The sequence below is a fragment of the Isoptericola sp. MSGPD8_1_ISO-PGPR-S23-394 genome (genome assembly GCF_058072785.1).
The window spans coordinates 1,379,876-1,399,257 of the sequence record NZ_CM176517.1; the positions used below are offsets into that span (position 1 = coordinate 1,379,876).

Consider the following 19,382-nt stretch of genomic DNA (forward strand, 5'->3'; position numbering starts at 1 on the left):
GCCCGGCCGACCGGGCCGCCGGGGCGACGTGGCCCTGGCCGCGGTGGCACTGGCGACCGGGTGGCTGCTCGTCCTGCACGACCTGCTCCCGGACGCCGCGGGCCTCGGCAGCCTGGTCGAGACCTTCCTGCCCTGGAGCGGTCTCGTGCTGCTGGCGCTGGGCGTCGTCGCGGTGCTGCGGCGTGCCGCTGGTGGGGCCCTCGCCGTCCTCTTCTCGGCCGGGGCGTGGCTGTGGCTCTTCTGGCCGCTGCCGGCCCCCGCCTCGGCGCCCGGGCCGGACCTCGTCGTGGTCCAGCACAACGTGGCGGACACCAACAGCGACCCCGGACGGACGGCAGCCGTGCTGCTCGAGGCGGACCCGGACGTCGTGACGCTGGTCGAGGTCACCGCGCCGCTCGACCGGGCGCTCACGCAGGCCCTCGGCGGGGCCCTGCCCTACCGGGAGGTCCGCGGCACCGTCGGCGTGTGGTCCCGCTACCCGCTGCTCGGGCCCGAACCCGTGGACCTGCGTCCGCCGGGCGCCGACGCCTCGTGGGACCGCGGCATGCGCGTCGTCGTGGACGTCCCCGGCGGGGCGGACCCGCGGGTGTACGCCGTGCACGCCCCCTCGGTGCGGCTCGGTCCGAGCGGGTTCGAGTCCGAGGCGCGGGACCACGCCCTCGGCATCCTGGGTGACGTGCTCGCCGACGACGACGCGAGCGCCGTCGTCGTCGGCGGAGACCTCAACGCGACCCTCGACGACCGGGCGCTCGGCCCCGTGCTGGCCCACCTGACGACGCCACGCGCGGTCCTCGGGGCAACGTTCCCGGCGCCCTTGCCCGTCGTGCGCATCGACCACGTGCTGGCCCGGGGCGCCGAGGTCACGCGGGTCGCCACCCTCGGGCGCACGGGCAGCGACCACGTGCCCGTCGTCGCGGACGTCCGCCTGCCACCGGGCTGAGCGACGGCGGCTACGCTCGACGCCATGACCAGGATCGTCGCCGGGACCGTCGGCGGGCGCACCCTCGTGGTGCCGCCGTCGGGCACCCGACCCACCAGCGAACGTGTCCGCGAAGCCCTGTTCTCCCGGCTGGAGCATGACGGCGTGATCGACGGCGGTCGCGTGCTCGACCTGTTCGCCGGGTCCGGAGCGCTCGGCATCGAGGCCGCCAGTCGTGGCGCGGCGGCCGTCACGCTCGTGGAGTCGGCGCGCAAGGCGGCCGAGATCGCCCGGCGCAACGTGGCGACGCTCGGGCTGGAGGGCACGGTGCGCGTCCTCGCGGAACCGGCCGAGCGGTACGTGGCCCGCCTCGCGGCGGACGGGACGCCCGGGGGAGAGGCGCTCGACCTGGTCCTCGTCGACCCGCCGTACGACCTGCCGGCGACGGCGTTGGCGGACCTGCTCGCGAACCTGGCAGAGCCCGGGGTCCTCGCCGCGGACGCCGTCGTGGTCGTCGAACGAGCGCGACGCAGCGGCGCCCCGGACTGGCCCGACGGGCTCGACCCGGTCACGACCAAGACCTACGGCGACACCGCCGTGCACTACGCGGAGCCCGCCGGGTCCTGACCGCCGGTCCCGACGGCGAGGTCCCGACGGCGAGGTCCCGACGGCGAGGTCCCGACGGCGAGGTCCCGACGGCCAGGCCCGACGGCCAGATCCTGACAGCCACGGCAGACGACGTGCCGACCACTCCGGGGCGCCTCGGCACGATCCGGCCGGGGGCGCGCTAGCGTCGGGGCGTGAGCATCGCTGTCTGTCCCGGGTCCTTCGACCCCATCACGCTGGGCCACCTCGACGTCGTGCGGCGGGCCGCACGGCTGTTCGACGGCGTCGTGGTCGGTGTCGCCCGCAACGCCTCCAAGTCCGCCCTGCTGACGCCGCAGGAGCGGGTCGATCTGGTCCGCGGCGCCCTCGCCGAGGACGCCGACCTGGCGTCCGTGCGGGTCGAGGAGGTCCCGGGCCTGCTGGTGGACTTCTGCCGGCAGGTGGGCGCCTCCGCCGTCGTCAAGGGGCTGCGCGGCGGGGCGGACTTCGACGGGGAGCAGCCCATGGCCCTGATGAACAGACACCTGAGCGGCGTGGAGACCGTCTTTCTGCCGGCCGAGCAGCGCTACGCCCACGTGGCGTCGTCGCTGGTCAAGGACATCGCCCGTCACGGCGGGCCGATCGAGGACCTCGTGCCGCCCGGTGCGGCCGAGGCGGTGCGCGCCGCCGTCGCGCACCGCGCGTGAGGTGAGGAGCACCACATGACCGAGACACAGAACCCCACCGCCGGGCTGCTGGAGATCATCGACGACCTGGCGGCGCTCGTCGAGAACGCGCGGACGTCGCCGCTGTCGACCAACGTCAAGATCGACCGCGATCAGGCGCTCGGGCTCGTCGAGGAGCTGCGCGACTCGCTGCCCACTCAGGTGGCGCGTGCCGACGACGTCCTCGCGGAGGCCGAGCGGACGCTCGCGGGCGCCCACCGGCAGGCCGAGGAGGTGCTGGCGACGGCACGCGCCCGCGCCATCGAGCTCGTGCAGTCGGAGCAGGTCGTCGTCCAGGCCGAGTCGCGCGCCGCCGAGATCGTCGCCGAGGCGGAGCGGCAGGCCGAGAGGCTGCGCACCGACGCCGACGAGTACTGCGACAGCCGGCTGGCGGACTTCGAGGCGGACCTGGAAACGCTGGGCGCCCAGGTCCAGGCGGGCCGTGCCAAGCTCGCCGAGCGGCTGGGCACGGGCACGCCGCGGGTCCGGTGGGACGCGGTCGACGACCCGGAGTGGCCCCAGGAGGGGTCCCGCGGCGCCGAGCGTGCCCAGCGTGGTGCCGGCCGCGGTGCCGAGCGCAGCGCGTGAGCGTGCGACCGTTGCGCAGGTCACGCCGGCGGCCCGTTGGCCGAGGCCTCGCGATCGCGTAGACTTGGGCGCTGGTCCGCTCGGACCGGTCATCCCGCACCCCGTTCGCCGATGTGCCGACACGGTGCCTTGCCGCGCCTCCGGCGCACCCACCCACAGGAGAGCCTCATCACGACCGACAAGCGTTCGCCGCTCGTGCTCGACACGCACGAGCTGTCGCGACGTCCCGGCACCATGCGGGAGGTCGCGACCGTCGTCGCCGCACCTGCCGACCTGGGCACGGCGGTCATCGGTGTGCCCGAGGGCGCCGACCTCACGCTCGGGCTGCGCCTCGAGTCCGTGATGGAAGGGGTGCTCGTGTCCGGCGTGGTCCGCGGGACCGCCGTCGGGGAGTGCGTCCGCTGCCTCGACGAGGTGCGTGACGAGGTGACGGTGCGCGTCCAGGAGCTGTTCGTGTACCCGGAGCGCGCCCAGGCGGCCGACGAGTCGGGCGACGACGAGGCCGACGACGAGCCCGAGCTGACCGACGACCTGGCGGACATCGAACCCGTGGTTCGGGATTCGCTCGTGACTGCACTACCATTTCAACCGCTGTGCCGGCAGGACTGCCCTGGCCTGTGCTCCGAGTGCGGAGCGCGGCTTGAGGACGACCCCGAGCACCACCATGACGTCGTCGACCCTCGCTGGGCGGCGCTGCAGACCATGCTCGAGGAGTCGAGCGTGTCCGACGAGACGAAAGAGAGCTGACCGTGGCTGTTCCGAAGCGCAAGATGTCGCGCAGCAACACCCGTGCGCGTCGTTCGCAGTGGAAGACCACCGCGGCGACCCTCACCACGTGCCCGAGCTGCAAGGGGCAGAAGCTGTCCCACACTGCGTGCCCGACCTGCGGCGCGTACAAGGGTCGTCAGTACGCGGAGGCACTCCGTACCGAGCACGCCGGCTGAGATGCCTGCAACCGGCCCCGCATCTTCTTCCGGGAGGCCGGAGCCGCGTGAGCTCCTCGAGAAGCTCGGGGTCCGTCTGGATCCCGAGCTTCTCGTGCTTGCCCTGACTCACCGTTCGTTCGCGCACGAGGCCGGCGGCATCCCCACGAACGAGCGGCTCGAATTCCTCGGCGACACCGTCCTGGGTCTGGTCGTGACGGAGGCGCTGTACCGCCGTCACCCGGACAAGTCCGAGGGTGAGCTGGCGAAGATGCGAGCCGCCACGGTCTCGCAGCGTTCGCTGGCCGCCGTCGCCCGCCGCCTCGACCTGGGCGCCTACGTGCTGCTCGGCAAGGGTGAGATGCGTACCCGCGGGTTCGACAAGGACTCGATCCTGTCGGACACCGTCGAGGCCCTGCTGGGCGCGACGTACCTCTCTCACGGTCTCGAGGTGTCGCGCGACCTGGTGCACCGCCTGGTCGACGCCACGATGGACCACGCAGCGGACCTCGGGGCGGGTCTGGACTGGAAGACGTCCCTGCAGGAGGCCGTCGCCGAGCGTGGTTTCGACGCTCCCGTTTACTCCGTGCTGGGCGAGGGGCCCGAGCACGCCCGCCGGTTCGAGGCGCAGGTGACCGCCGGCCCCGTCGTGGGCATGGGGCGCGGCACCGCGAAGAAGCACGCCGAGCAGGCCGCCGCGGAGCAGGCCTACCGGGCGGTCGTGGCGTTGCCTGTCACGGGTGAGGAGCAGCCCGCCGGTGCCTGAGCTCCCGGAGGTCGAGACCGTCCGCGACGGGCTCGACCGACTCGTCGTGGGCGCCCGGGTCACGAGCGCGGAGGTCTTTCGCGACTACTCGGTGCGGCGGCACGACGGCGGACCCCTGAGCTTTGCGGACCAGCTCCGCGGGCAGCGGCTGGTGGCGGCGGCCCGCCGTGGCAAGTATCTGTGGCTGGTGCTGGAGGCCCCCGGGGGCGGGGGGTCCGCGGCGATGCTGGCCCACCTGGGGATGTCCGGCCAGCTCCTGGTCCGTGACCCGTCGGTCGCGGGGGAGTGGGCGCACCCGCACCTGCGCGCGCGCCTCCACCTGGAGTCCGCGCCGTCGGGTGCGCGGTACCTGGACTTCGTCGACCAGCGCACCTTCGGTCATCTCGCGGTGACGGACCTGGCGCCGACGGCGGCCGGCCGGCCGGGCGGTTTCGGCTCGCCGCTGGCCGCGGTCCCCGCACCGGTGGCGCACGTCGCCCGCGACCTGCTCGACCCCGCGCTCGACCGGGACGTGCTGGTCGAGCGAGTGCGCCGTCGTCGGACCGGGATCAAGCGCGCGCTGCTGGACCAGACGACGGTCTCGGGCGTCGGGAACATCTACGCCGACGAGGCGCTGTGGCGGGCGCGGGTGCACTTCGCGCGGGCGACCGACACGATGACGCGCCCGGTGGTGCGCCGGGTCCTGGACGCCGCCACCGAGGTCATGACCGCGGCGCTGGGGAAGGGCGGCACCAGCTTCGACGCGCTCTACGTCAACGTCAACGGGGAGTCCGGGTACTTCTCCCGCTCGTTGGCGGTCTACGGGCAGGTGGGGAAGCCGTGCCCGCGGTGCGGGACACCGGTGCGTCGCGACGAGTTCATGAACCGGTCCTCGTTCACGTGCCCGCGGTGCCAGCCGCGCCCGCGGCAGGGTCGCTGGTAGCCGGCTCGCTCGCGCCGAGGCTCCAGCCCACCAGGGCGGCGACCGCGGCCTCGTCGAGCCCGGGTGCTCCGGCCTGCCGCAGGGCGTACTCGCCCAGGAGCGTGCGGTAGACGACGGCTGCCCGACGGTGGGGATCCGGTGAACCGGCCTCGTCGAGCAGCCTGGTCAGGTAGTCGGTGCGGGCGGTGTCGACGGCACCGGCTGCGGTGCGGGCTCGCTCGTCCCGGGCGGCCCACGCGCGGACGCCGACGTCGAACCCGTGGTCGGCATGGTCGAACGACCGGCGCAGCAGCTCTCGCAGGCGGGTCTCGGGGTCGGTCCCGGTGTCCTCCACCGCGGCGATGACGCCGGCGACACCTGCTCGCTGCCAGTGGTCGAGCACCGCCTCGAGGAGCGCGTCCCGGTTCGCGAAGTGCCAGTAGAAGCTCCCCTTGGACACGCCGAGGCCGGCCGCCAGAGGTTCGACGCGCACGCCGTCGACCCCGTCGGTGGCGAGCCGGCGTGCGGCGGCGCGGACCCAGTCGGAGGCGGAGAGCGAAGCCATCCCTTGACCATACGCCACCGTATGGCTACCGTGACCATACGCCACCGTATGGAGGAAAGATGCTGCTCACCGCTGCTGTGCTGCTGATCGTCGTCGGGGTGCTGCACTCCGTCCTCGGCGAGCTGTTCGTCCTGCGGCCGCTCCTCGCCGCGTCCGGCTGGCGCGTCCGGCTGCCACGTCAGCATGCGGAGGGACTGCTGCGTGGTGCGTGGCACCTGACCTCGATCGCCTGGTGGGCGGCAGCCGGCGTGCTGCTCGGCGGGTCCGCGCCGGTCGTCATGGGCGTCATGTGCCTGGCATCGGCGGCGCTGTGCTTCGCGATCGTCCGCTGGCACCTGGCCTGGCCGCTGTTCACGGCCGCTGGTCTGCTGTCGCTCGCGGCGGCCGGCGCGGTGCCGGCGCAGGCCTGGTGGGTCGTGATCGGCCTTGCCGTTCTGGCGGCGGCGGTCGCCGCCGGGTTCCACGCCTCCTGGGCCGCCGGGTCCACCCTGGGCGCCGCGGACGTCCTCCCGCAGCGAGCCGGCTCGCGCGAACGGCTCGGCGAGCCCGGTCCGCTGCCCACGCTCGCGGTCGCCGTGGCGCTGTCGGCCTACGTGGTGGTGGTCCTCGCGCTCGCTCTCGGGGCCGACGGCTGGTGGTGGACCTGGTGCGGCGTCGTAGCGCTGGTGATCCTCGTCGCACGCGTCGTCGGCGAGGGACGGTACGTCGGCGTCCTCAAGCGCGTCCGCGACACGAGCTTCGCCCGCGCGGACGACCGGCGCTGGACGCCCGCCGTCGCCCTGCTGGCGACGGGCATGGGGGCGTCGCTGGCGCTCGGCGCGTAGCACTAGGCTCGGTCGTCGGGCCACGCACCCGACCGACCCACCGACAAGGAGCACCCGTGCTGGACGCCGCCGACCTGACCTCCGTCGTGACGTTCGCGGGACCGGTCGCGGCGTCGTTCCTCACGACGCGCTACTGGCTGGCGCACGACGAGGGCGACCCGCGCCGGTTCGCCTGGTTCGTGCTCTACGTGGCCGTCGTGCTGGCCCTGCTCGGCGTGGTGCTGGGGACCACCGAGCCCGACGACCGGCTCAAGGGTGTCGGGCTCTTCTTCGTCGTGACGATCGTGGCCACCTACCTCCAGGAACGTCGCCATGTGCGCCAGCGCGCGCGCAGCTCCTGAGGCCGCGCGCCGCATCCGCCCGGCCGCTCAGCGGGGGACGACGTTCTCGAGCGCCTCCGCACCGCCGGCCAGCCAGCGGCGCACCTGCGCCGCGACGAGCTCCGCGGCTCCCTGCGGCCGCCCGCCCGCGACGTGCGGGGTGAGGATCAGTCCCGGGGCGTCCCACAGCGGAGAGTCCTCGGGCAGCGGTTCGGTCTCGGTGACGTCCAGCGCGGCGCCGGCCAGCGCACCCGAGCGCAGGGCGGCGACCAGGGCCTCCTCGTGGACCGTGGCGCCACGGCCGGCGTTGACGAACCGTGCGTGCGGCGGCAGCATCGCCAGCACCGTGGCGTCCAGGGCGTGGTGGGTCTCCGGCGTCGCCGGGAGCAGGGAGACGAGCACGTCCGCGGTCGGCAGCACCTCCGTGAGCCGCGACGACGCCACGACCGGGTGGCCGTGGCGCTCCCCGTCGGACGAGGCCACGCCCGTCACGCGGGCGCCGAGGGCGGTCAGCAGCGGAGCGAGGACCGCGGCGATCGAGCCGAATCCCCAGACGACGACGTGTGCGCCGCGCAGCGTGAACTCCTGTTCCGAGCGGGCCTGCTCGCGGCCCAGGTCCCGGTCCCACCGGTGCTGGCGCTGGGCGTCGAGGGTGCGGTCGAGGCGACGCACCGAGGCGAGCAGCAGGGCGAGCGTGTGCTCCGCCACCGTCGCGTCGTGCAGCCCTCGCCCGGAGGTGATCACGACGTCCGGGGCGAACTCGGTGGCGAGCGCCTGGTCCGGGCCGGCGTTGAGGGTCTGCACCCAGCGCAGCCGGGAGAGCCGGCGGGCCGCGTCGTCCAACACCCGCTGTGGGCTGGCCCACGTGACGATCGCCTCGGCGTCCAGGTGCTCGTCCGGGACCTCCTCCCGCATGACGTAGGGAGCGACGTCGACGCCCTCGACGTCGAGGGTCAGGTCGAACGGGACGTTGGCGGGAACCAGGATCTTCACCTCCCGGACGTTACCCGAGACGACGTGCCACGATGAGGCGCATGAGCGCTTCGTCCCACGACGCCTCGCACGGCGCTGCCCGCCACGACGTCGTGGTGGTCGGTGGCGGGCACAACGGTCTGACCACCGCCGCGTACCTCGCCCGGGCCGGGTGGTCGGTCCTGGTGCTCGAACGCCTCGACCACGTCGGCGGGGCATCGGTCTCCGCGCAGGTCTTCGACGGGGTCGACGCCCGGCTCTCGCGGTACTCCTACCTCGTCTCCCTCATGCCGCGCCAGGTCGTCGACGAGCTCGGGCTGCGCCTGACGCTCCGGCGCCGCCGCTTCTCCTCGTACACCCCGGTCGGTGACGGGGGGCTGCTGGTCGACACCGGGTCCGCCGATGCCACGCGCGCCTCGTTCGAGGCCCAGGGTGCCGGTCGCGACCACGAGTCCTGGCAGGCGTTCTCCGCGCGCGTGGGCCGGCTGGCGCGACGGCTGTTCCCCACGGTCACGGCCCCGCTCCTGCCGCGCGAGGAGGCCCGCGCGCTGGTCGACGACGACGAGACCTGGCGCGCCGTGGTCGAGCGACCGCTCGGGGAGACGTTGCGCGCGACCTTCGCCTCCGACGTCGTGCGGGGCGTCGCGGCCACCGACGGGCTCATCGGGACGTTCGCCGACCTGGACGACGACTCCCTCCGGCAGAACCGGTGCTTCCTCTACCACGTGATCGGGGGCGGCACCGGGGACTGGGACGTGCCGGTCGGCGGCATGGGCGCCGTCTCCGGTGCTCTGCGCGACGCCGCCCGGGCAGCCGGGGCCACCCTCGTCACCGGGGCGCAGGTCACCGCCGTCGACCCCGGGACGGCGCACCGGGACGCCGAGGTGTCGTGGACCGACGCCGACGGCGGGGCCCGGGCCGTGCGCGCCGGTGCGGTGGTCAGCGGTGCGGCCCCGGCCACGCTGGACGCGTTGCTCGCCGCCACCGGCGCCGAGGCGTCGGGCCGCGCGACCGCCCGAGCGCCCGAGGGCGCCCAGCTCAAGGTCAACATGCTGCTGCGCCGCCTGCCGCGCCTGCGCGACGGCGTCGACCCCGTGGCCGCGTTCTCCGGCACCTTCCACGTCAACGAGTCGTACGCCCAGCTGCAGGCGGCCTTCCGGCAGGCTGCGCAGGGGCAGGTCCCGGAGCTGCCGCCGTGCGAGATCTACTGCCACTCGCTGACGGACGACTCGATCCTCGGCCCGGACCTGCGGGCCGTCGGCGCACACACGCTCACGCTGTTCGGGCTGCACATGCCGGCGCGGCTCTTCCGGGACGACCTGGACGTGTCGCGGCAGACGGCGCTCGCGGCGACGCTGCGCTCGGTGAACTCGGTGCTCGCCGAGCCGCTCGACGACGTCCTGTGGCGCGGTCCTGACGGTGCCGTCTGCCTGGAGGCGCGATCGCCCGTGGACCTGGAGCGCGACGTCGGGCTGCCGGGCGGGCACATCTTCCACCGCGACCTGTCGTGGCCGTGGGCCGAGCCGGGCAGCACGTCCGGCAACGATGCCGGGCACCGTGCCGGTCTCGACGCGCCGGGCACGTGGGGCGTCGAGACGGTCCATCCGCGGGTGCTGGTGGCCGGTGCCGGCGCGCGGCGGGGCGGCGGGGTCAGCGCGATCCCCGGCCGCGCCGCCGCGATGGCGCTGCTCGGCGCCTGAACGGTTCCGACCGGATCAGGCGCACCCGGACAGCACCGCGCCGGCGTACGGCAGGTAGACGGCCGAGGCGACGGCGCCGAGCAACCCGAGGTGCACGCCGATCGCGAGTGCGGGCCCGGCGCCGGCCCGTCCCTCGGCGCGGGTGACCAGGTGCCGCACGCGGTCCGGGCCGGTCGCGTGGAGCGCTCCGGCCCCGGCTGCCGTCAGCGCGACGGGGTGGACGGGCTCGCCGAGCGCGAGGAGCGCAGCGGCGAGCGCGGGGGTGCCGACGCGGCGGCGTGCGACGTCGTCGGCGGCGATCTCCAGGTAGGTGGGTACCGCGTCGGTGACGGCGGCGACGAGCGGGATCCAGCGCAGGTGGGTCGCCAGTGCCGTGGTGAGCAGGGAGACCAGGTGGTGGTGCTGGCGCAGGTGAGCGTCCTCGTGCGCGAGCACGGCGGCGAGCTCGCGATCGTCCAGGGTGCGGAGCGCGCCGGTCGAGACGACGATTCCGCCGTGCCGGCCGGGCAGGACGAAGGCGTAGGAGGACACGTCCGGGACGGTCAGCACGCGGTGACCGTGCACGATGCGGGGGTCGGCGAACCGGCGAAGGTCGTGCGCGGTGCGGCGGGCCGTGCGACGTCGTCGGCGGATCTCGCGGCCGAGCGTCGCGACGAGGAGGGCTGCCACCACCCCGGGCACGGCCAGCAGGAGGACCACCGGCACGGGGGTGGCGGACAGCACGCCGCCGAACGGGCTCGCCGCGTCGAGGCACCGCTGGCACACCTCGCCCGCCGTGCCGGTCAGGACGGCGGGTCCGGAGAGCATCCAGGCGAGCATCGGTCCGACGGCCAGGAGGGCGGCCAGCCACGCCACTACCCCCGCGACGAGGGTCGTCGCGGCGAGCAGAGGGGTCCGCACCAGGGCGGGAGACGCTCGGCGGACCAGGTGCGGGCCGCCGAGCGCAGCGGCGACCAGCGCGACGGACAGCGCGACGACGGCGCTCATCGGGGTCCCGCCCCCTCCTGCCGGGTGAGGTAGTCGCGCAGCAGCACCCGGTCGCTCTCCGGCATGGACTCGACGAAGTGCAGGATCGACGCTGCCCGGTCGCCGGCGCTGTCGAGCACGTGCCCCATCACCTGGGCGGCGTGCTCCTCGCGGCTGGAGACCGGCAGGTACCGGGCGGCGCGGCCCTGCCGGACATGCTCGACGAATCCCTTGCGCTCCAGGTTGCCGAGGACGGTCGCGATCGTGGTGTAGGCCGGGCGTCCGTCGAGGCGGTCGATGACGTGCCGGATGCTGCAGCCGCCGCAGTCCCACAGCACGTCCATGACCCGTGCCTCGAGGGCGCCCAGCCGTGCGGGGGCCTCGGTGTGCCGTTCGCTCATCGGCGGTGTTCCTCCTGGTGCCGGCGTGGACGTGATCAGTGCCTCGGGGCACGATAGCCGACTACCGGGCGTAGTTGACTACCACGCATAGTCGACTATGGTGCATAGTCGATCTGCATCGAGCAGCACCTCAGGAGGAACCTTGGCCGACCACCGCACATCGCCCAGCCCGCGCCCGTGGGTCGTGCCCGCCGTCGTCGTCACGGTCCTGGCAGCGCTGCTCCTCGCCGTCGTCGTCTGGTGGTCCGACGACCGCGGACCGGAGGCCCGGCCCGCGACGGCGGGACCCACGGAGCCGGCGGCGGACGACGCACCCACGGAGGTGCAGGGCCCGGCCGACATCGACTCGGCCGCCGTCGAGCGGCGGGACCCCGAGGACCTGCTCGCCGCCGGGCCGGCCGACGCCCCCGTGGTGCTCGTCGTCTTCTCCGACTACCAGTGCCCGTACTGCGCGCGGTGGAGCCACGAGACGCTGCCGGAGATGATGGAGCACGCCGAGGCAGGCGACCTGCGCATCGAGTACCGCGACGTCAACGTCTTCGGCGAGGCCTCCGAGCGCGCCGCCCGTGCGTCCTACGCCGCCGCCCTGCAGGACGAGTACTGGGCCTACCACGACGCCCTCTACCCCGAGGGGGAGACCCGGACGGAGAGCGAGCTGTCCGAGCAGGCGCTGACCGACCTGGCCGGGGAGCTCGGCCTCGACACCGAGCAGTTCACCACCGACCTGAACGCCGTCGAGACGGTCGAGCAGGTCAGGGCGAACCAGCAGCTCGGCCTCGACCTCGGTGCCTACTCGACCCCTGCGTTCCTGCTCGGCGGCGAGCCGATCGTGGGGGCCCAGCCTGCCCAGGTCTTCCGCGACGCCTACGACGCGGCGCTCGCGGACGGGAGCTGAGGCGTGGAGATCGGTCTCCTCACCGCGTTCCTCGGGGGCATGCTGGCACTGCTGAGTCCCTGCGGTGCCTTGCTGCTGCCTGCGTTCTTCGCCTCCACGCTCGGCACCGGACCACGGCTGTGGGCGCACGGTGCCGTCTTCTACGGCGGCCTGCTCGTCGTCCTCGTGCCGCTCGGTGTCGGCGCCGGCGCGCTCGGCGGTTTGTTCGCCACCCGACGCGACCTCGTCATCGCCGTCGCCTCCGTCCTGCTGGTCGTCCTCGGCGTCGTCCAGATGCTCGGCCTGGGCTTCGACCCGGCACGGCTGCTCCCCGGCGCCCGCGCCGCCCAGAACTCGTCCGCCTCCCGGACCGGATGGGTCAAGACCTTCCTGCTGGGTGCGACGAGCGGGGTCGCCGGGTTCTGCGCCGGACCGATCCTCGGGGCCGTGCTGACCCTCGCCGCCGCCCAGGGCGACGTCCTGGCCTCGGGGGTGCTGCTCGCCGTCTACGGTGCGGGCATGGTCCTGCCGCTGCTGGCCCTCGCGGCGCTCTGGGGCCGGATCGGCGACCGCGGCCGCTCCGCGCTGCGCGGACGGACGTTCACGCTGCTGGGCCGTGAGCTGCACACCACCTCGGTGGTCACCGGGCTGCTGCTCGTCGCTGTCGGGGCGGTGTTCTGGACGACCAACGGCCTGGTCGGCGTCCCGGAGATCGTCCCCCTGAGCACCCAGGCGTGGCTGCAGGGCCAGGGCGTCGTCCTGGCGAACCCCGCGCTCGACGCCGTCGCCGTCGTGCTCGTCGCCGTCGTCGTGGCCGTCGTGTGGACCCGCCGTCGTGCCCGGCGCGCCGCGGAGCGCACGGCCACCGTGACCCGTGAGGAGGTCTGATGCGGGCCCGCAGGCTCTCCGTGGTGGTGGTGTCGGCGCTCCTGGTCGCCGGCTGCTCCGGGACCCCCGCGCCCGCGCCCGTCGAGATCGACCGGGTACCCATCTCGGGCGGCGATCCGCTGCCCGAGCTCGACACGACCGACCTGCGGCTGCCGATCCAGGTCGAAGGGGTGCGGGTCGCGGACCCGGGGTGGGACGTCGCCCCGCAGGCTGCCGAGGGGGTCGCGCTCGGCTTCGCCGAGGACGGCGGTGTGCTCCGGTTCACCGCGGTCGCTCCCGACGGCGAAGCGCTGTGGTCCGTCGAGCGGCCTGCGAGCTGCACCGGCTACCTGGTCACCTCAGCGGGCGGCCGTGCGCTCGCGGTGCTGACCGACACCTCGACGACCGAGGACTCCCTCGCGGCCACCACCGCCTCGGCGTACGACCTGGCGACCGGTGAGCCGGTCTGGGGTCCCGTCGACGTACCCGGTCCGCTGCAAGGACCGGGTCTGGTGTTCGCCGAGCCGTCCACCGAGGCCATGGGTGCCACGGGGCCGCGCGTCGCGCTCGACCCGTCCACCGGAGAGGTGGCCGCGAAGGACGACGACAGCACCGTCGTCGGCACCTACGACGACGTGCTGGTCCAACGGGAGCCCGGGGCGCTCGTCGCCACGGACGTCCACGACGGCAGCGAGCAGTGGCGCGTGGACCCCGGGGAACGGGACTGGGACCCCGACGCGGTCGTCGCGGCCCCGGACACGTCCCCCGTCCCAGGGCTCGCCGTCTGGCAGGTCGGCGACGACGCGACAACGCTCGTCGACCTCCACGACGGCTCCGTGCTCGCCGAGAACGTCGTGGACGTGGTGTCCGACCAGACGACCGGCACCGTCGTGACCCTGGAGGACGCTCGGCTCACCGGATCCGGCCCCGACGGCGAGGAGCTGTGGTCCTTCTCGATCGCGCCCGGGACGACGATCGTGGGGGTGAGCGGTGCGCTGGTCTTCCTGCGGGAGGGGGACAGCATCCGCGCGCACAACGTGGTCACGGGCGATGTCGCCGAGGCCTACGACCCGGAGGGCAGCGGAGAGATCGTCGTGCCCACCACGGTCACCGGCGGCGGGTCCGTCGTGCTCGGAGACTTCGAGCACCACTATCTGGCGACGACCGAACCCGACGGGACCGGAGCCCGGTGACCCGAGTCAGCGGATCTCGACCCGGAGCAGCCGCCGCACGGCGACCACCATCGGGACCGCGATCCAGATCAGCGCCGAGGTGCCGACCTGCGCCCACTGCTCGCCGGTCATCGCGGGCGCCGTGATGAAGCTCGTCGACCAGCTCAGGTCGTACCAGGCGCCGTTGGCGGCCCACCAGGTCCACACGCCGGCGATGGTGCTGGAGACGAACGGCACGACGAACATGAAGGCGAGGTAGGCGACCATGGCGGGCGCCGTGCTGCGGATGGCGACGCCGACGAGGAACCCGAACGCGACCACGACGACGTTGGCGAGGGCCAGGCGCAGGGCCAGCTCGAGCGGCAGGTCCCACACCGCCTCGATGCCCCGCACCTGCGCGGCCACCACGGTGCCGACCGCGCTGAGGGCGACGACCGTCGCCGTCGCGGCGAGGGTGACGACCAGCAGGGCCGCTGCCTTGGCCGCGACGATGCGCCCGCGCCGGGGGACCAGTGCGAACGTCGTCAGCGCGGCGCGCTGGCTCCACTCGCCGGCCACCGCCAGGACCGCCACCAGGGGCAGCAGGAACTCCAGCGGCATCATGTTGGTCGTGGTGTGCATGCCGAACGTGACCTCTTCGTCGCGACCCCACAGGGTGACGCCGGTGACGACGACGAGCGTCAGCAGCGGCACCGCGGCGAGCAACCAGCGGCTGGCCAGGGTGTCGACGAGCTTGCGGACCTCGACGTCGACGAGCCGGGAGAGCGGGATCGGCGGACGTCCGGTCGCCAGGCGCGGCGCGACCGCGCGGGTGTCCAGGGCGGGGGCGCTCATGCTGGTGCTCCGTTCGCGAGAGAGGTGCGCGCGGGGGGCCCCTCGCGCTGGTCGGCGGAGGTGAGCTCGAGGAACATGTCCTCCAGGCCGTGGCCGTCGGCCGTGCGCAGCTCGGTGACCGGCAGACCGGCCCGGAAGGCGACCTGGCCGGCCGTCTCGAGGTCGGCGTCGGTGGCGACCGCGCCGTCCGGGCGGGCAGCCGCCTGGAATCCCGCGGACGTCAGGGCGGCGGCGAGCTGCACGTCGTCGGAGGACCGGACGAGGGTCCCCACGCCGGCGAGCAGCTCGTCGGTGGGCCCCGACGCGACGATGCGGCCACGACCGATCATGACGATGTCGTCCGCGATCATCTCGATCTCGGACAGCAGGTGGCTGGACAGCAGGACGGTCCCGCCGTCGTCCGCGAAACCGCGCAGCAGGTCGCGCATCCAGCGGATCCCCGCCGGGTCCAGACCGTTCGCCGGCTCGTCGAGGACGAGCACCGACGGGTCACCCATCAGCGCGGTCGCGATGCCGAGCCGCTGCCGCATGCCCAGGGAGTAGTCCCGCACGCGGCGCTTGCCCTCCGCCCAGGTGAGCCCCACGAGGTCGAGCATCTCGTCGACGCGGATGGGCGGCAGGCCCATGGTGCGCTGCGCCAGCGCCAGCGTCTCGCGGCCGGTGCGTCCGCCGTGCTGCGCCGAGGCGTCGAGCAGGACGCCGACGTCCAGGCCGGGGTTGGGCAGGTCCGTGAAGCGGTGTCCCAGGACGGTCGTGCGCCCCGCCGTCGGGGTGGACAGGCCGGTGAGCGCCCGCAGGGTGGTGGACTTGCCGGCACCGTTCGGCCCGAGGAACCCGGTCACGCGACCGGGGAACGCAGTGAAGGAGACGTCGTCGACGGCGGTGAGGTCGCCGTAGCGCTGGGTGAGCGAGTCGATCCTGATCATGGTGGTGACGCTACGGACGGCCGTCCGCCCCGGGCATCAGGGAGAGCCCTGGTCGTGACCCTGAACGGCCCCGGCACCCTCCTGGTCGGCAGCCCACCGGTAGTCGGGGAGGTCCCGCAGCAGCGCGTCGTGCGGGCCTCGCGCCACGACGCGCGCCGGGGCGTCCGGAGCGGCGTCGTCGTGGCCGAGCAGCAGCACCTCGTCAGCGGCGGCGAGCGGCGTGAGCCGGTGGGACGCGACGACGACGGCCCGGCCCGTGGTCCGGGCCACCCCGGCGAGCACCTCCACCAGGGCGTCGGCCGCGGCCGGGTCCAGGTGCTCTGCCGGTTCGTCCACGAGTAGGACCCGGTGCGGCGCGAGGAGCGCCCGGGCGACGAGCAGCCGGCGCCGCTCACCGCCGGAGACGTCGGTGGCGCCGGTGCCGAGCAAGGTCTCGAGGCCGTCGGGCAGCCCGGTCAGCCACCCGGTCAGCCCGACGGCGTCGAGAGCGTCGCGGGCCTCGGCCGCGGTCACGTCGGCGCGGGCGACCCGGAGGTTCTCGAGCACCGTGGTCCCGAAGACGTGCCCGTCCTCGGCGACGAAGAGCCCGTGGCCCTCGACGTGCCCGGCCGTCGGCGGCAGGAGGCCCGCCGCGGTCAGGAGCAGCGTCGTCTTGCCGACACCGGACGGCCCGGCCAGCCCCACGACCGCGCCGGGTCTCAGCACGAGGCCGACCCCCTCGACCACCGTCGTGCCGTGCGGGCCTTCCCACCCTGCGCTGACGGCCTCCAGCGTCAACCCGCCGGACGTGTCAGGACGTGGCGCGGGCCGAGCGGGTCCAGGTTCTGACAGCTCCGGCGGGAGCAGGTCGAGCAGCCGGGAGGCGGCCGCGCGCGACCGCCGCAGCTGCACGGCGGCGGCGGGCAGGGCGGCCGTGACCTCGAACACGGCCAGGGGAGTGAGGACGACGACGGCGAGCTCGGTCGCGGCCAGGTCCCCGGCGAGGGCCGCGGGGATGCCGACGAGCAGGCAGCCGAGCACGGCGAGCGTCTGGGCGCCGGCCTCGATGGCCGCCGACACGCCGGCGACGCGCGCGCCGTCGTCGGTCGCTCCGGCCAGGCGGGCGTCCGCGGCCCGCAGGCCGGCACGGCGGTCGTCGACCTGGCCCGCGACGCGCAGCTGCTGGCCGTGCTCCACCAGCTCCAGCACGCGGGCGGCGACCTCGCCGCGTGCCGCCGCGCCTCGGGTCTCGACCGACGCCGATGCCCGCGACGCCAGCCACGGGGCCAGCACGCCGGTCAGCAGCAGGCACGCCAGCAGCACCAGCCCGGCGGCCGGCAGGAACACGCCCACCAGCACCACGGCGCCGGTCCCCGCGACGACGGCGACGGCACCGGGCACCAGCGCGCGCACGACGACGTCGCCCACGTCGTCGACGTCGCCCCCGACCCGGGCGAGCAGGTCGCCCCGGCGCAGGGCCACGACGTCGGCCCCGCCGCGGGCGAGCCGGTCGTACAGGTTCGCACGCAGCGCGGCCATCCCGCGCAGCGCCACGTCGTGGGAGGCGAGGCGTTCGAGGTAGCGGAAGAACGCCCGTCCGGTGCCGAAGGCGCGGACCGCCACCGCCGCGACGGAGAGCACCAGCACGGGCGGCATCTGGGAGGCGCGGGCGACGAGCCACGCGGCGGCGGCGGCGAGGCCGATCGCGCACACGAGGGTCAGCGTGCCGAGCACGACGGCGCGCGCCACCCGGCCCCAGCGCACCTCGAGCATCGGCAGCACGCGGACCAGGGGATCGGTCACGACTCCACCACCTCTCGCCCGACGGTCTCCCGGGCCTCGACGTCGACGACCTGGTCGGCGACCGACAGCAGGGAGGAGCGATGGGCGACCACGACGACGGTGCGTCCGGCGTCGCGCCACGCGCGGACCGTGTCGAGCACCACCTGCTCGCCGCGGGCGTCCAGGTGGGCGGTCGGCTCGTCGAGCACGACCACCGGGCGGTCGGCGGCCCCGACCAACGCCCGCGCCAGGGCGACCCGCTGCCGCTGACCGACGCTGAGCCCGACGCCGTCGAGCCCGACAGGGGTGTCCCAGCCGGACGGCAGCGCGGCCAGGACGGCGTCGAGGCCGGTCGTTCGCGCGGCGGAGGCGAGCGCGCCGGCCGGAACCTCACAGCCGTCGGTGACGACGTCGCGCACGGTGCCGGGCCCGATGGCGGGACGCTGGGGCACCCAGACGACCTGCTCCCACCATCCCCTCGAGCTGTCAAGTCCTGGCGCCGCTACACCCGGACCACGTTCTGACAGCTCGAGGGTGACCGTGCCCGTGTCGGGGCGCAGCAGGCCGAGCAGGAGCAGCACGACCGTCGACTTCCCGGCGCCGCTCGGGCCGCGGAGGGCCACCACGCGGCCACCGCCGGGCTCGCCGGTGCCGAGCGGGATGCGGGCCGACAGGCCGGCGGGCGCGTCGACGTGCCGCCCGGGTGCCCGGACGGTGACGTCGTCGAGGACCAGCGTGGCCCCGGCGGCGACGGGCATCGGTGCCGCCGCCCCCGGGGCGTCCGGGTGCGTGCTCGCCGGAGCCGCCGCGCCCGGGGCCGGGAGGTCGAGCAGGGCGAACGCCCGCCGCGTCGCCGCGAGCCCGTCGGTGGAGGCGTGGAACTCCGCGCCGACACGACGCAGCGGCAGGAAGATCTCCGGGGCGAGCACGAGGACCGCCAGCGCGGGCACGAGCTCGATGCCGCCGTGCACGAGCCGCAGCCCCACCCCGACGGCGATGATCGCGACGCACAGGGTCGTGAGGAGCTCGAGCACCGCACCGGAGAGGAACGCGACGCGCAGGGTGCTCGTCGTCGCCCGCCGGGAGGCTTCGCCGAGCGCCCGTACCCGCGTCCCGGGACCGACCTGCCGGCCGAAGGCGCGCAGGGTGGGCAGACCGGCGATCAGGTCGAGGACCTGCGCGCCGAGGCGTTCGACGGCCGCGAGGCGTCGTTCGGAGGTCCCGGCTGTCATGGTGCCGATCAGCCACATGAAGAACGGGACGAGCGGCAGCGTCGCGACGGCGATCACCGCCGAGACCCAGTCCAGACCGAGTACGACCAGCACCGTGGCCGGGGTGACGAGGGCGGTGAGCAACAGCTGCGGCAGGAACCGCACGAGGTAGGGCTCCAGGTCCGCGAGCCCGCGGGTGGCGAGGGTCGCGACGTCGGCGGGTGCGGCTCCTGCGGGCGGCCGGGGCCCGAGCCCGACGGCGTGCGTCACTACCTGTTCGCGGAGGTCCGCGACGACCTGCGTGGCGGCACGTCGGCCGAAGCGTTCCTGGGCCCAGGCGACCAGGGATCGTCCGACGGCGGTGCCCGCCAGCACCGCGAGCCATCCGGTCACCTCGCCGGCCCCGGTCGCGGGGTTGTCGCCGGGGCTGGTGGCGACGACGACCGGGGCGAGCGCGTGCGCGATCGCGAAGGCCTGCACCACCACCAGCGCGGCCGAGACGGCCCCCAGCACGGCGGTCAGCAGCACGTAGGAGCGGGCGGCTCGTGCCTGTCGGAGCAAGCGAGGATCGAGCGGTCTCAC

Annotated in this window: 22 protein-coding genes; 14 read left to right on the plus strand and 8 right to left on the minus strand. The window is 74.7% G+C overall.

What is annotated here, in order from left to right; all coding sequences use genetic code 11:
- Positions 1–43 precede the first annotated feature (43 nt).
- From AC3RJ8_RS06090 to mutM, 8 genes are all read left to right on the plus strand, one after another.
- Positions 44–940, plus strand: coding sequence for an endonuclease/exonuclease/phosphatase family protein (locus AC3RJ8_RS06090; RefSeq protein WP_489715018.1), 897 nt, complete (start codon positions 44–46; stop codon positions 938–940).
- A gap of 24 nt (positions 941–964) precedes the next feature.
- Complete coding sequence (gene rsmD / locus AC3RJ8_RS06095) at positions 965–1,546, plus strand: 16S rRNA (guanine(966)-N(2))-methyltransferase RsmD (RefSeq protein ID WP_489715019.1); 582 nt, start codon at positions 965–967, stop codon at positions 1,544–1,546.
- 173 nt (positions 1,547–1,719) lie between these two features.
- Positions 1,720–2,211, plus strand: coding sequence for a pantetheine-phosphate adenylyltransferase (coaD, locus tag AC3RJ8_RS06100; RefSeq protein ID WP_489715020.1), 492 nt, complete (start codon positions 1,720–1,722; stop codon positions 2,209–2,211).
- Between the two features lie 15 nt (positions 2,212–2,226).
- The gene (locus AC3RJ8_RS06105; RefSeq protein WP_489715021.1) at positions 2,227–2,817 is read left to right on the plus strand and encodes a hypothetical protein; all 591 of its coding nucleotides are present in this window, start codon (positions 2,227–2,229) and stop codon (positions 2,815–2,817) included.
- Positions 2,818–3,012: 195 nt separating this feature from the next.
- Positions 3,013–3,564, plus strand: a complete 552-nt coding sequence (locus AC3RJ8_RS06110) for a YceD family protein (RefSeq protein ID WP_489715022.1) — start codon at positions 3,013–3,015, stop codon at positions 3,562–3,564.
- A 2-nt stretch (positions 3,565–3,566) separates the two neighbouring features.
- On the plus strand, positions 3,567–3,761 hold the full coding sequence (gene rpmF, locus AC3RJ8_RS06115) for a 50S ribosomal protein L32 (RefSeq protein ID WP_106268541.1): 195 nt from the start codon (positions 3,567–3,569) through the stop codon (positions 3,759–3,761).
- Position 3,762: 1 nt separating this feature from the next.
- Complete coding sequence (rnc, locus tag AC3RJ8_RS06120; protein ID WP_489715023.1) at positions 3,763–4,506, plus strand: ribonuclease III; 744 nt, start codon at positions 3,763–3,765, stop codon at positions 4,504–4,506.
- Positions 4,499–5,428 (plus strand): bifunctional DNA-formamidopyrimidine glycosylase/DNA-(apurinic or apyrimidinic site) lyase, encoded by a 930-nt coding sequence (gene mutM / locus AC3RJ8_RS06125; RefSeq protein ID WP_489715024.1) that lies wholly within the window; start codon positions 4,499–4,501, stop codon positions 5,426–5,428. The genes rnc and mutM overlap by 8 nt, the downstream gene beginning before the upstream one ends.
- Here the strand turns inward: mutM and AC3RJ8_RS06130 are convergent.
- Complete coding sequence (locus tag AC3RJ8_RS06130; protein WP_489715025.1) at positions 5,382–5,972, minus strand: TetR/AcrR family transcriptional regulator; 591 nt, start codon at positions 5,970–5,972, stop codon at positions 5,382–5,384. The genes mutM and AC3RJ8_RS06130 overlap by 47 nt on opposite strands.
- A gap of 59 nt (positions 5,973–6,031) precedes the next feature.
- Between AC3RJ8_RS06130 and AC3RJ8_RS06135 the strand changes: the two genes are divergently transcribed.
- Entirely contained in the window at positions 6,032–6,796 is a 765-nt protein-coding gene (locus AC3RJ8_RS06135; RefSeq protein WP_489715026.1) for a DUF3995 domain-containing protein, read from the plus strand.
- Between the two features lie 56 nt (positions 6,797–6,852).
- Positions 6,853–7,137: a hypothetical protein gene (locus tag AC3RJ8_RS06140; RefSeq protein ID WP_489715027.1), complete on the plus strand. Its 285-nt coding sequence runs from the start codon at positions 6,853–6,855 to the stop codon at positions 7,135–7,137.
- Between the two features lie 27 nt (positions 7,138–7,164).
- Here AC3RJ8_RS06140 and AC3RJ8_RS06145 read toward each other — a convergent pair whose 3' ends face one another.
- Positions 7,165–8,109, minus strand: a complete 945-nt coding sequence (locus tag AC3RJ8_RS06145; RefSeq protein ID WP_489715028.1) for an NAD(P)-dependent oxidoreductase — start codon at positions 8,107–8,109, stop codon at positions 7,165–7,167.
- A 41-nt stretch (positions 8,110–8,150) separates the two neighbouring features.
- On the opposite strand from AC3RJ8_RS06145, the gene AC3RJ8_RS06150 reads away from it, so the two are divergent.
- The gene (locus tag AC3RJ8_RS06150; RefSeq protein WP_489715029.1) at positions 8,151–9,788 is read left to right on the plus strand and encodes a phytoene desaturase family protein; all 1,638 of its coding nucleotides are present in this window, start codon (positions 8,151–8,153) and stop codon (positions 9,786–9,788) included.
- Positions 9,789–9,803: 15 nt separating this feature from the next.
- On the opposite strand, the gene AC3RJ8_RS06155 is transcribed toward AC3RJ8_RS06150, so the two are convergent.
- Entirely contained in the window at positions 9,804–10,775 is a 972-nt protein-coding gene (locus AC3RJ8_RS06155; RefSeq protein WP_489715030.1) for a M56 family metallopeptidase, read from the minus strand.
- Complete coding sequence (locus AC3RJ8_RS06160) at positions 10,772–11,155, minus strand: BlaI/MecI/CopY family transcriptional regulator (protein ID WP_489715031.1); 384 nt, start codon at positions 11,153–11,155, stop codon at positions 10,772–10,774. The genes AC3RJ8_RS06155 and AC3RJ8_RS06160 overlap by 4 nt, the downstream gene beginning before the upstream one ends.
- 142 nt (positions 11,156–11,297) lie before the next feature.
- Between AC3RJ8_RS06160 and AC3RJ8_RS06165 the strand changes: the two genes are divergently transcribed.
- The 3 genes from AC3RJ8_RS06165 to AC3RJ8_RS06175 are packed head-to-tail and all read left to right on the plus strand — an operon-like array spanning position 11,298 to position 14,089.
- Positions 11,298–12,050 (plus strand): DsbA family protein, encoded by a 753-nt coding sequence (locus AC3RJ8_RS06165; RefSeq protein WP_489715032.1) that lies wholly within the window; start codon positions 11,298–11,300, stop codon positions 12,048–12,050.
- A gap of 3 nt (positions 12,051–12,053) precedes the next feature.
- On the plus strand, positions 12,054–12,917 hold the full coding sequence (locus tag AC3RJ8_RS06170; protein WP_489715033.1) for a cytochrome c biogenesis CcdA family protein: 864 nt from the start codon (positions 12,054–12,056) through the stop codon (positions 12,915–12,917).
- Positions 12,917–14,089, plus strand: coding sequence for an outer membrane protein assembly factor BamB family protein (locus AC3RJ8_RS06175; protein WP_489715034.1), 1,173 nt, complete (start codon positions 12,917–12,919; stop codon positions 14,087–14,089). The genes AC3RJ8_RS06170 and AC3RJ8_RS06175 overlap by 1 nt, the downstream gene beginning before the upstream one ends.
- A gap of 6 nt (positions 14,090–14,095) precedes the next feature.
- Here the strand turns inward: AC3RJ8_RS06175 and AC3RJ8_RS06180 are convergent, their stop codons facing one another.
- The 4 genes from AC3RJ8_RS06180 to cydD are packed head-to-tail and all read right to left on the minus strand — an operon-like array spanning position 14,096 to position 19,382.
- Complete coding sequence (locus AC3RJ8_RS06180) at positions 14,096–14,902, minus strand: hypothetical protein (protein WP_489715035.1); 807 nt, start codon at positions 14,900–14,902, stop codon at positions 14,096–14,098.
- On the minus strand, positions 14,899–15,828 hold the full coding sequence (locus AC3RJ8_RS06185) for an ABC transporter ATP-binding protein (RefSeq protein WP_489715036.1): 930 nt from the start codon (positions 15,826–15,828) through the stop codon (positions 14,899–14,901). The genes AC3RJ8_RS06180 and AC3RJ8_RS06185 overlap by 4 nt, the downstream gene beginning before the upstream one ends.
- 36 nt (positions 15,829–15,864) lie before the next feature.
- On the minus strand, positions 15,865–17,610 hold the full coding sequence (gene cydC / locus AC3RJ8_RS06190; protein ID WP_489715037.1) for a thiol reductant ABC exporter subunit CydC: 1,746 nt from the start codon (positions 17,608–17,610) through the stop codon (positions 15,865–15,867).
- Entirely contained in the window at positions 17,607–19,382 is a 1,776-nt protein-coding gene (cydD, locus tag AC3RJ8_RS06195; RefSeq protein ID WP_489715038.1) for a thiol reductant ABC exporter subunit CydD, read from the minus strand. Before cydD ends, cydC begins: the two co-directional genes overlap by 4 nt.

Bases quoted from the DNA above. Each gene is read 5' to 3' on its own strand.
- rsmD (WP_489715019.1), top strand. From the start codon at position 965: ATGACCAGGATCGTCGCCGGGACCGTCGGCGGGCGCACCCTCGTGGTG.
- AC3RJ8_RS06105 (WP_489715021.1), top strand. From the start codon at position 2,227: ATGACCGAGACACAGAACCCCACCGCCGGGCTGCTGGAGATCATCGAC.
- rnc (WP_489715023.1), top strand. From the start codon at position 3,763: ATGCCTGCAACCGGCCCCGCATCTTCTTCCGGGAGGCCGGAGCCGCGT.
- AC3RJ8_RS06130 (WP_489715025.1), bottom strand. From the start codon at position 5,972: ATGGCTTCGCTCTCCGCCTCCGACTGGGTCCGCGCCGCCGCACGCCGG.
- AC3RJ8_RS06135 (WP_489715026.1), top strand. From the start codon at position 6,032: ATGCTGCTCACCGCTGCTGTGCTGCTGATCGTCGTCGGGGTGCTGCAC.
- AC3RJ8_RS06150 (WP_489715029.1), top strand. From the start codon at position 8,151: ATGAGCGCTTCGTCCCACGACGCCTCGCACGGCGCTGCCCGCCACGAC.
- AC3RJ8_RS06155 (WP_489715030.1), bottom strand. From the start codon at position 10,775: ATGAGCGCCGTCGTCGCGCTGTCCGTCGCGCTGGTCGCCGCTGCGCTC.
- AC3RJ8_RS06160 (WP_489715031.1), bottom strand. From the start codon at position 11,155: ATGAGCGAACGGCACACCGAGGCCCCCGCACGGCTGGGCGCCCTCGAG.
- AC3RJ8_RS06175 (WP_489715034.1), top strand. From the start codon at position 12,917: ATGCGGGCCCGCAGGCTCTCCGTGGTGGTGGTGTCGGCGCTCCTGGTC.
- AC3RJ8_RS06180 (WP_489715035.1), bottom strand. From the start codon at position 14,902: ATGAGCGCCCCCGCCCTGGACACCCGCGCGGTCGCGCCGCGCCTGGCG.
- AC3RJ8_RS06185 (WP_489715036.1), bottom strand. From the start codon at position 15,828: ATGATCAGGATCGACTCGCTCACCCAGCGCTACGGCGACCTCACCGCC.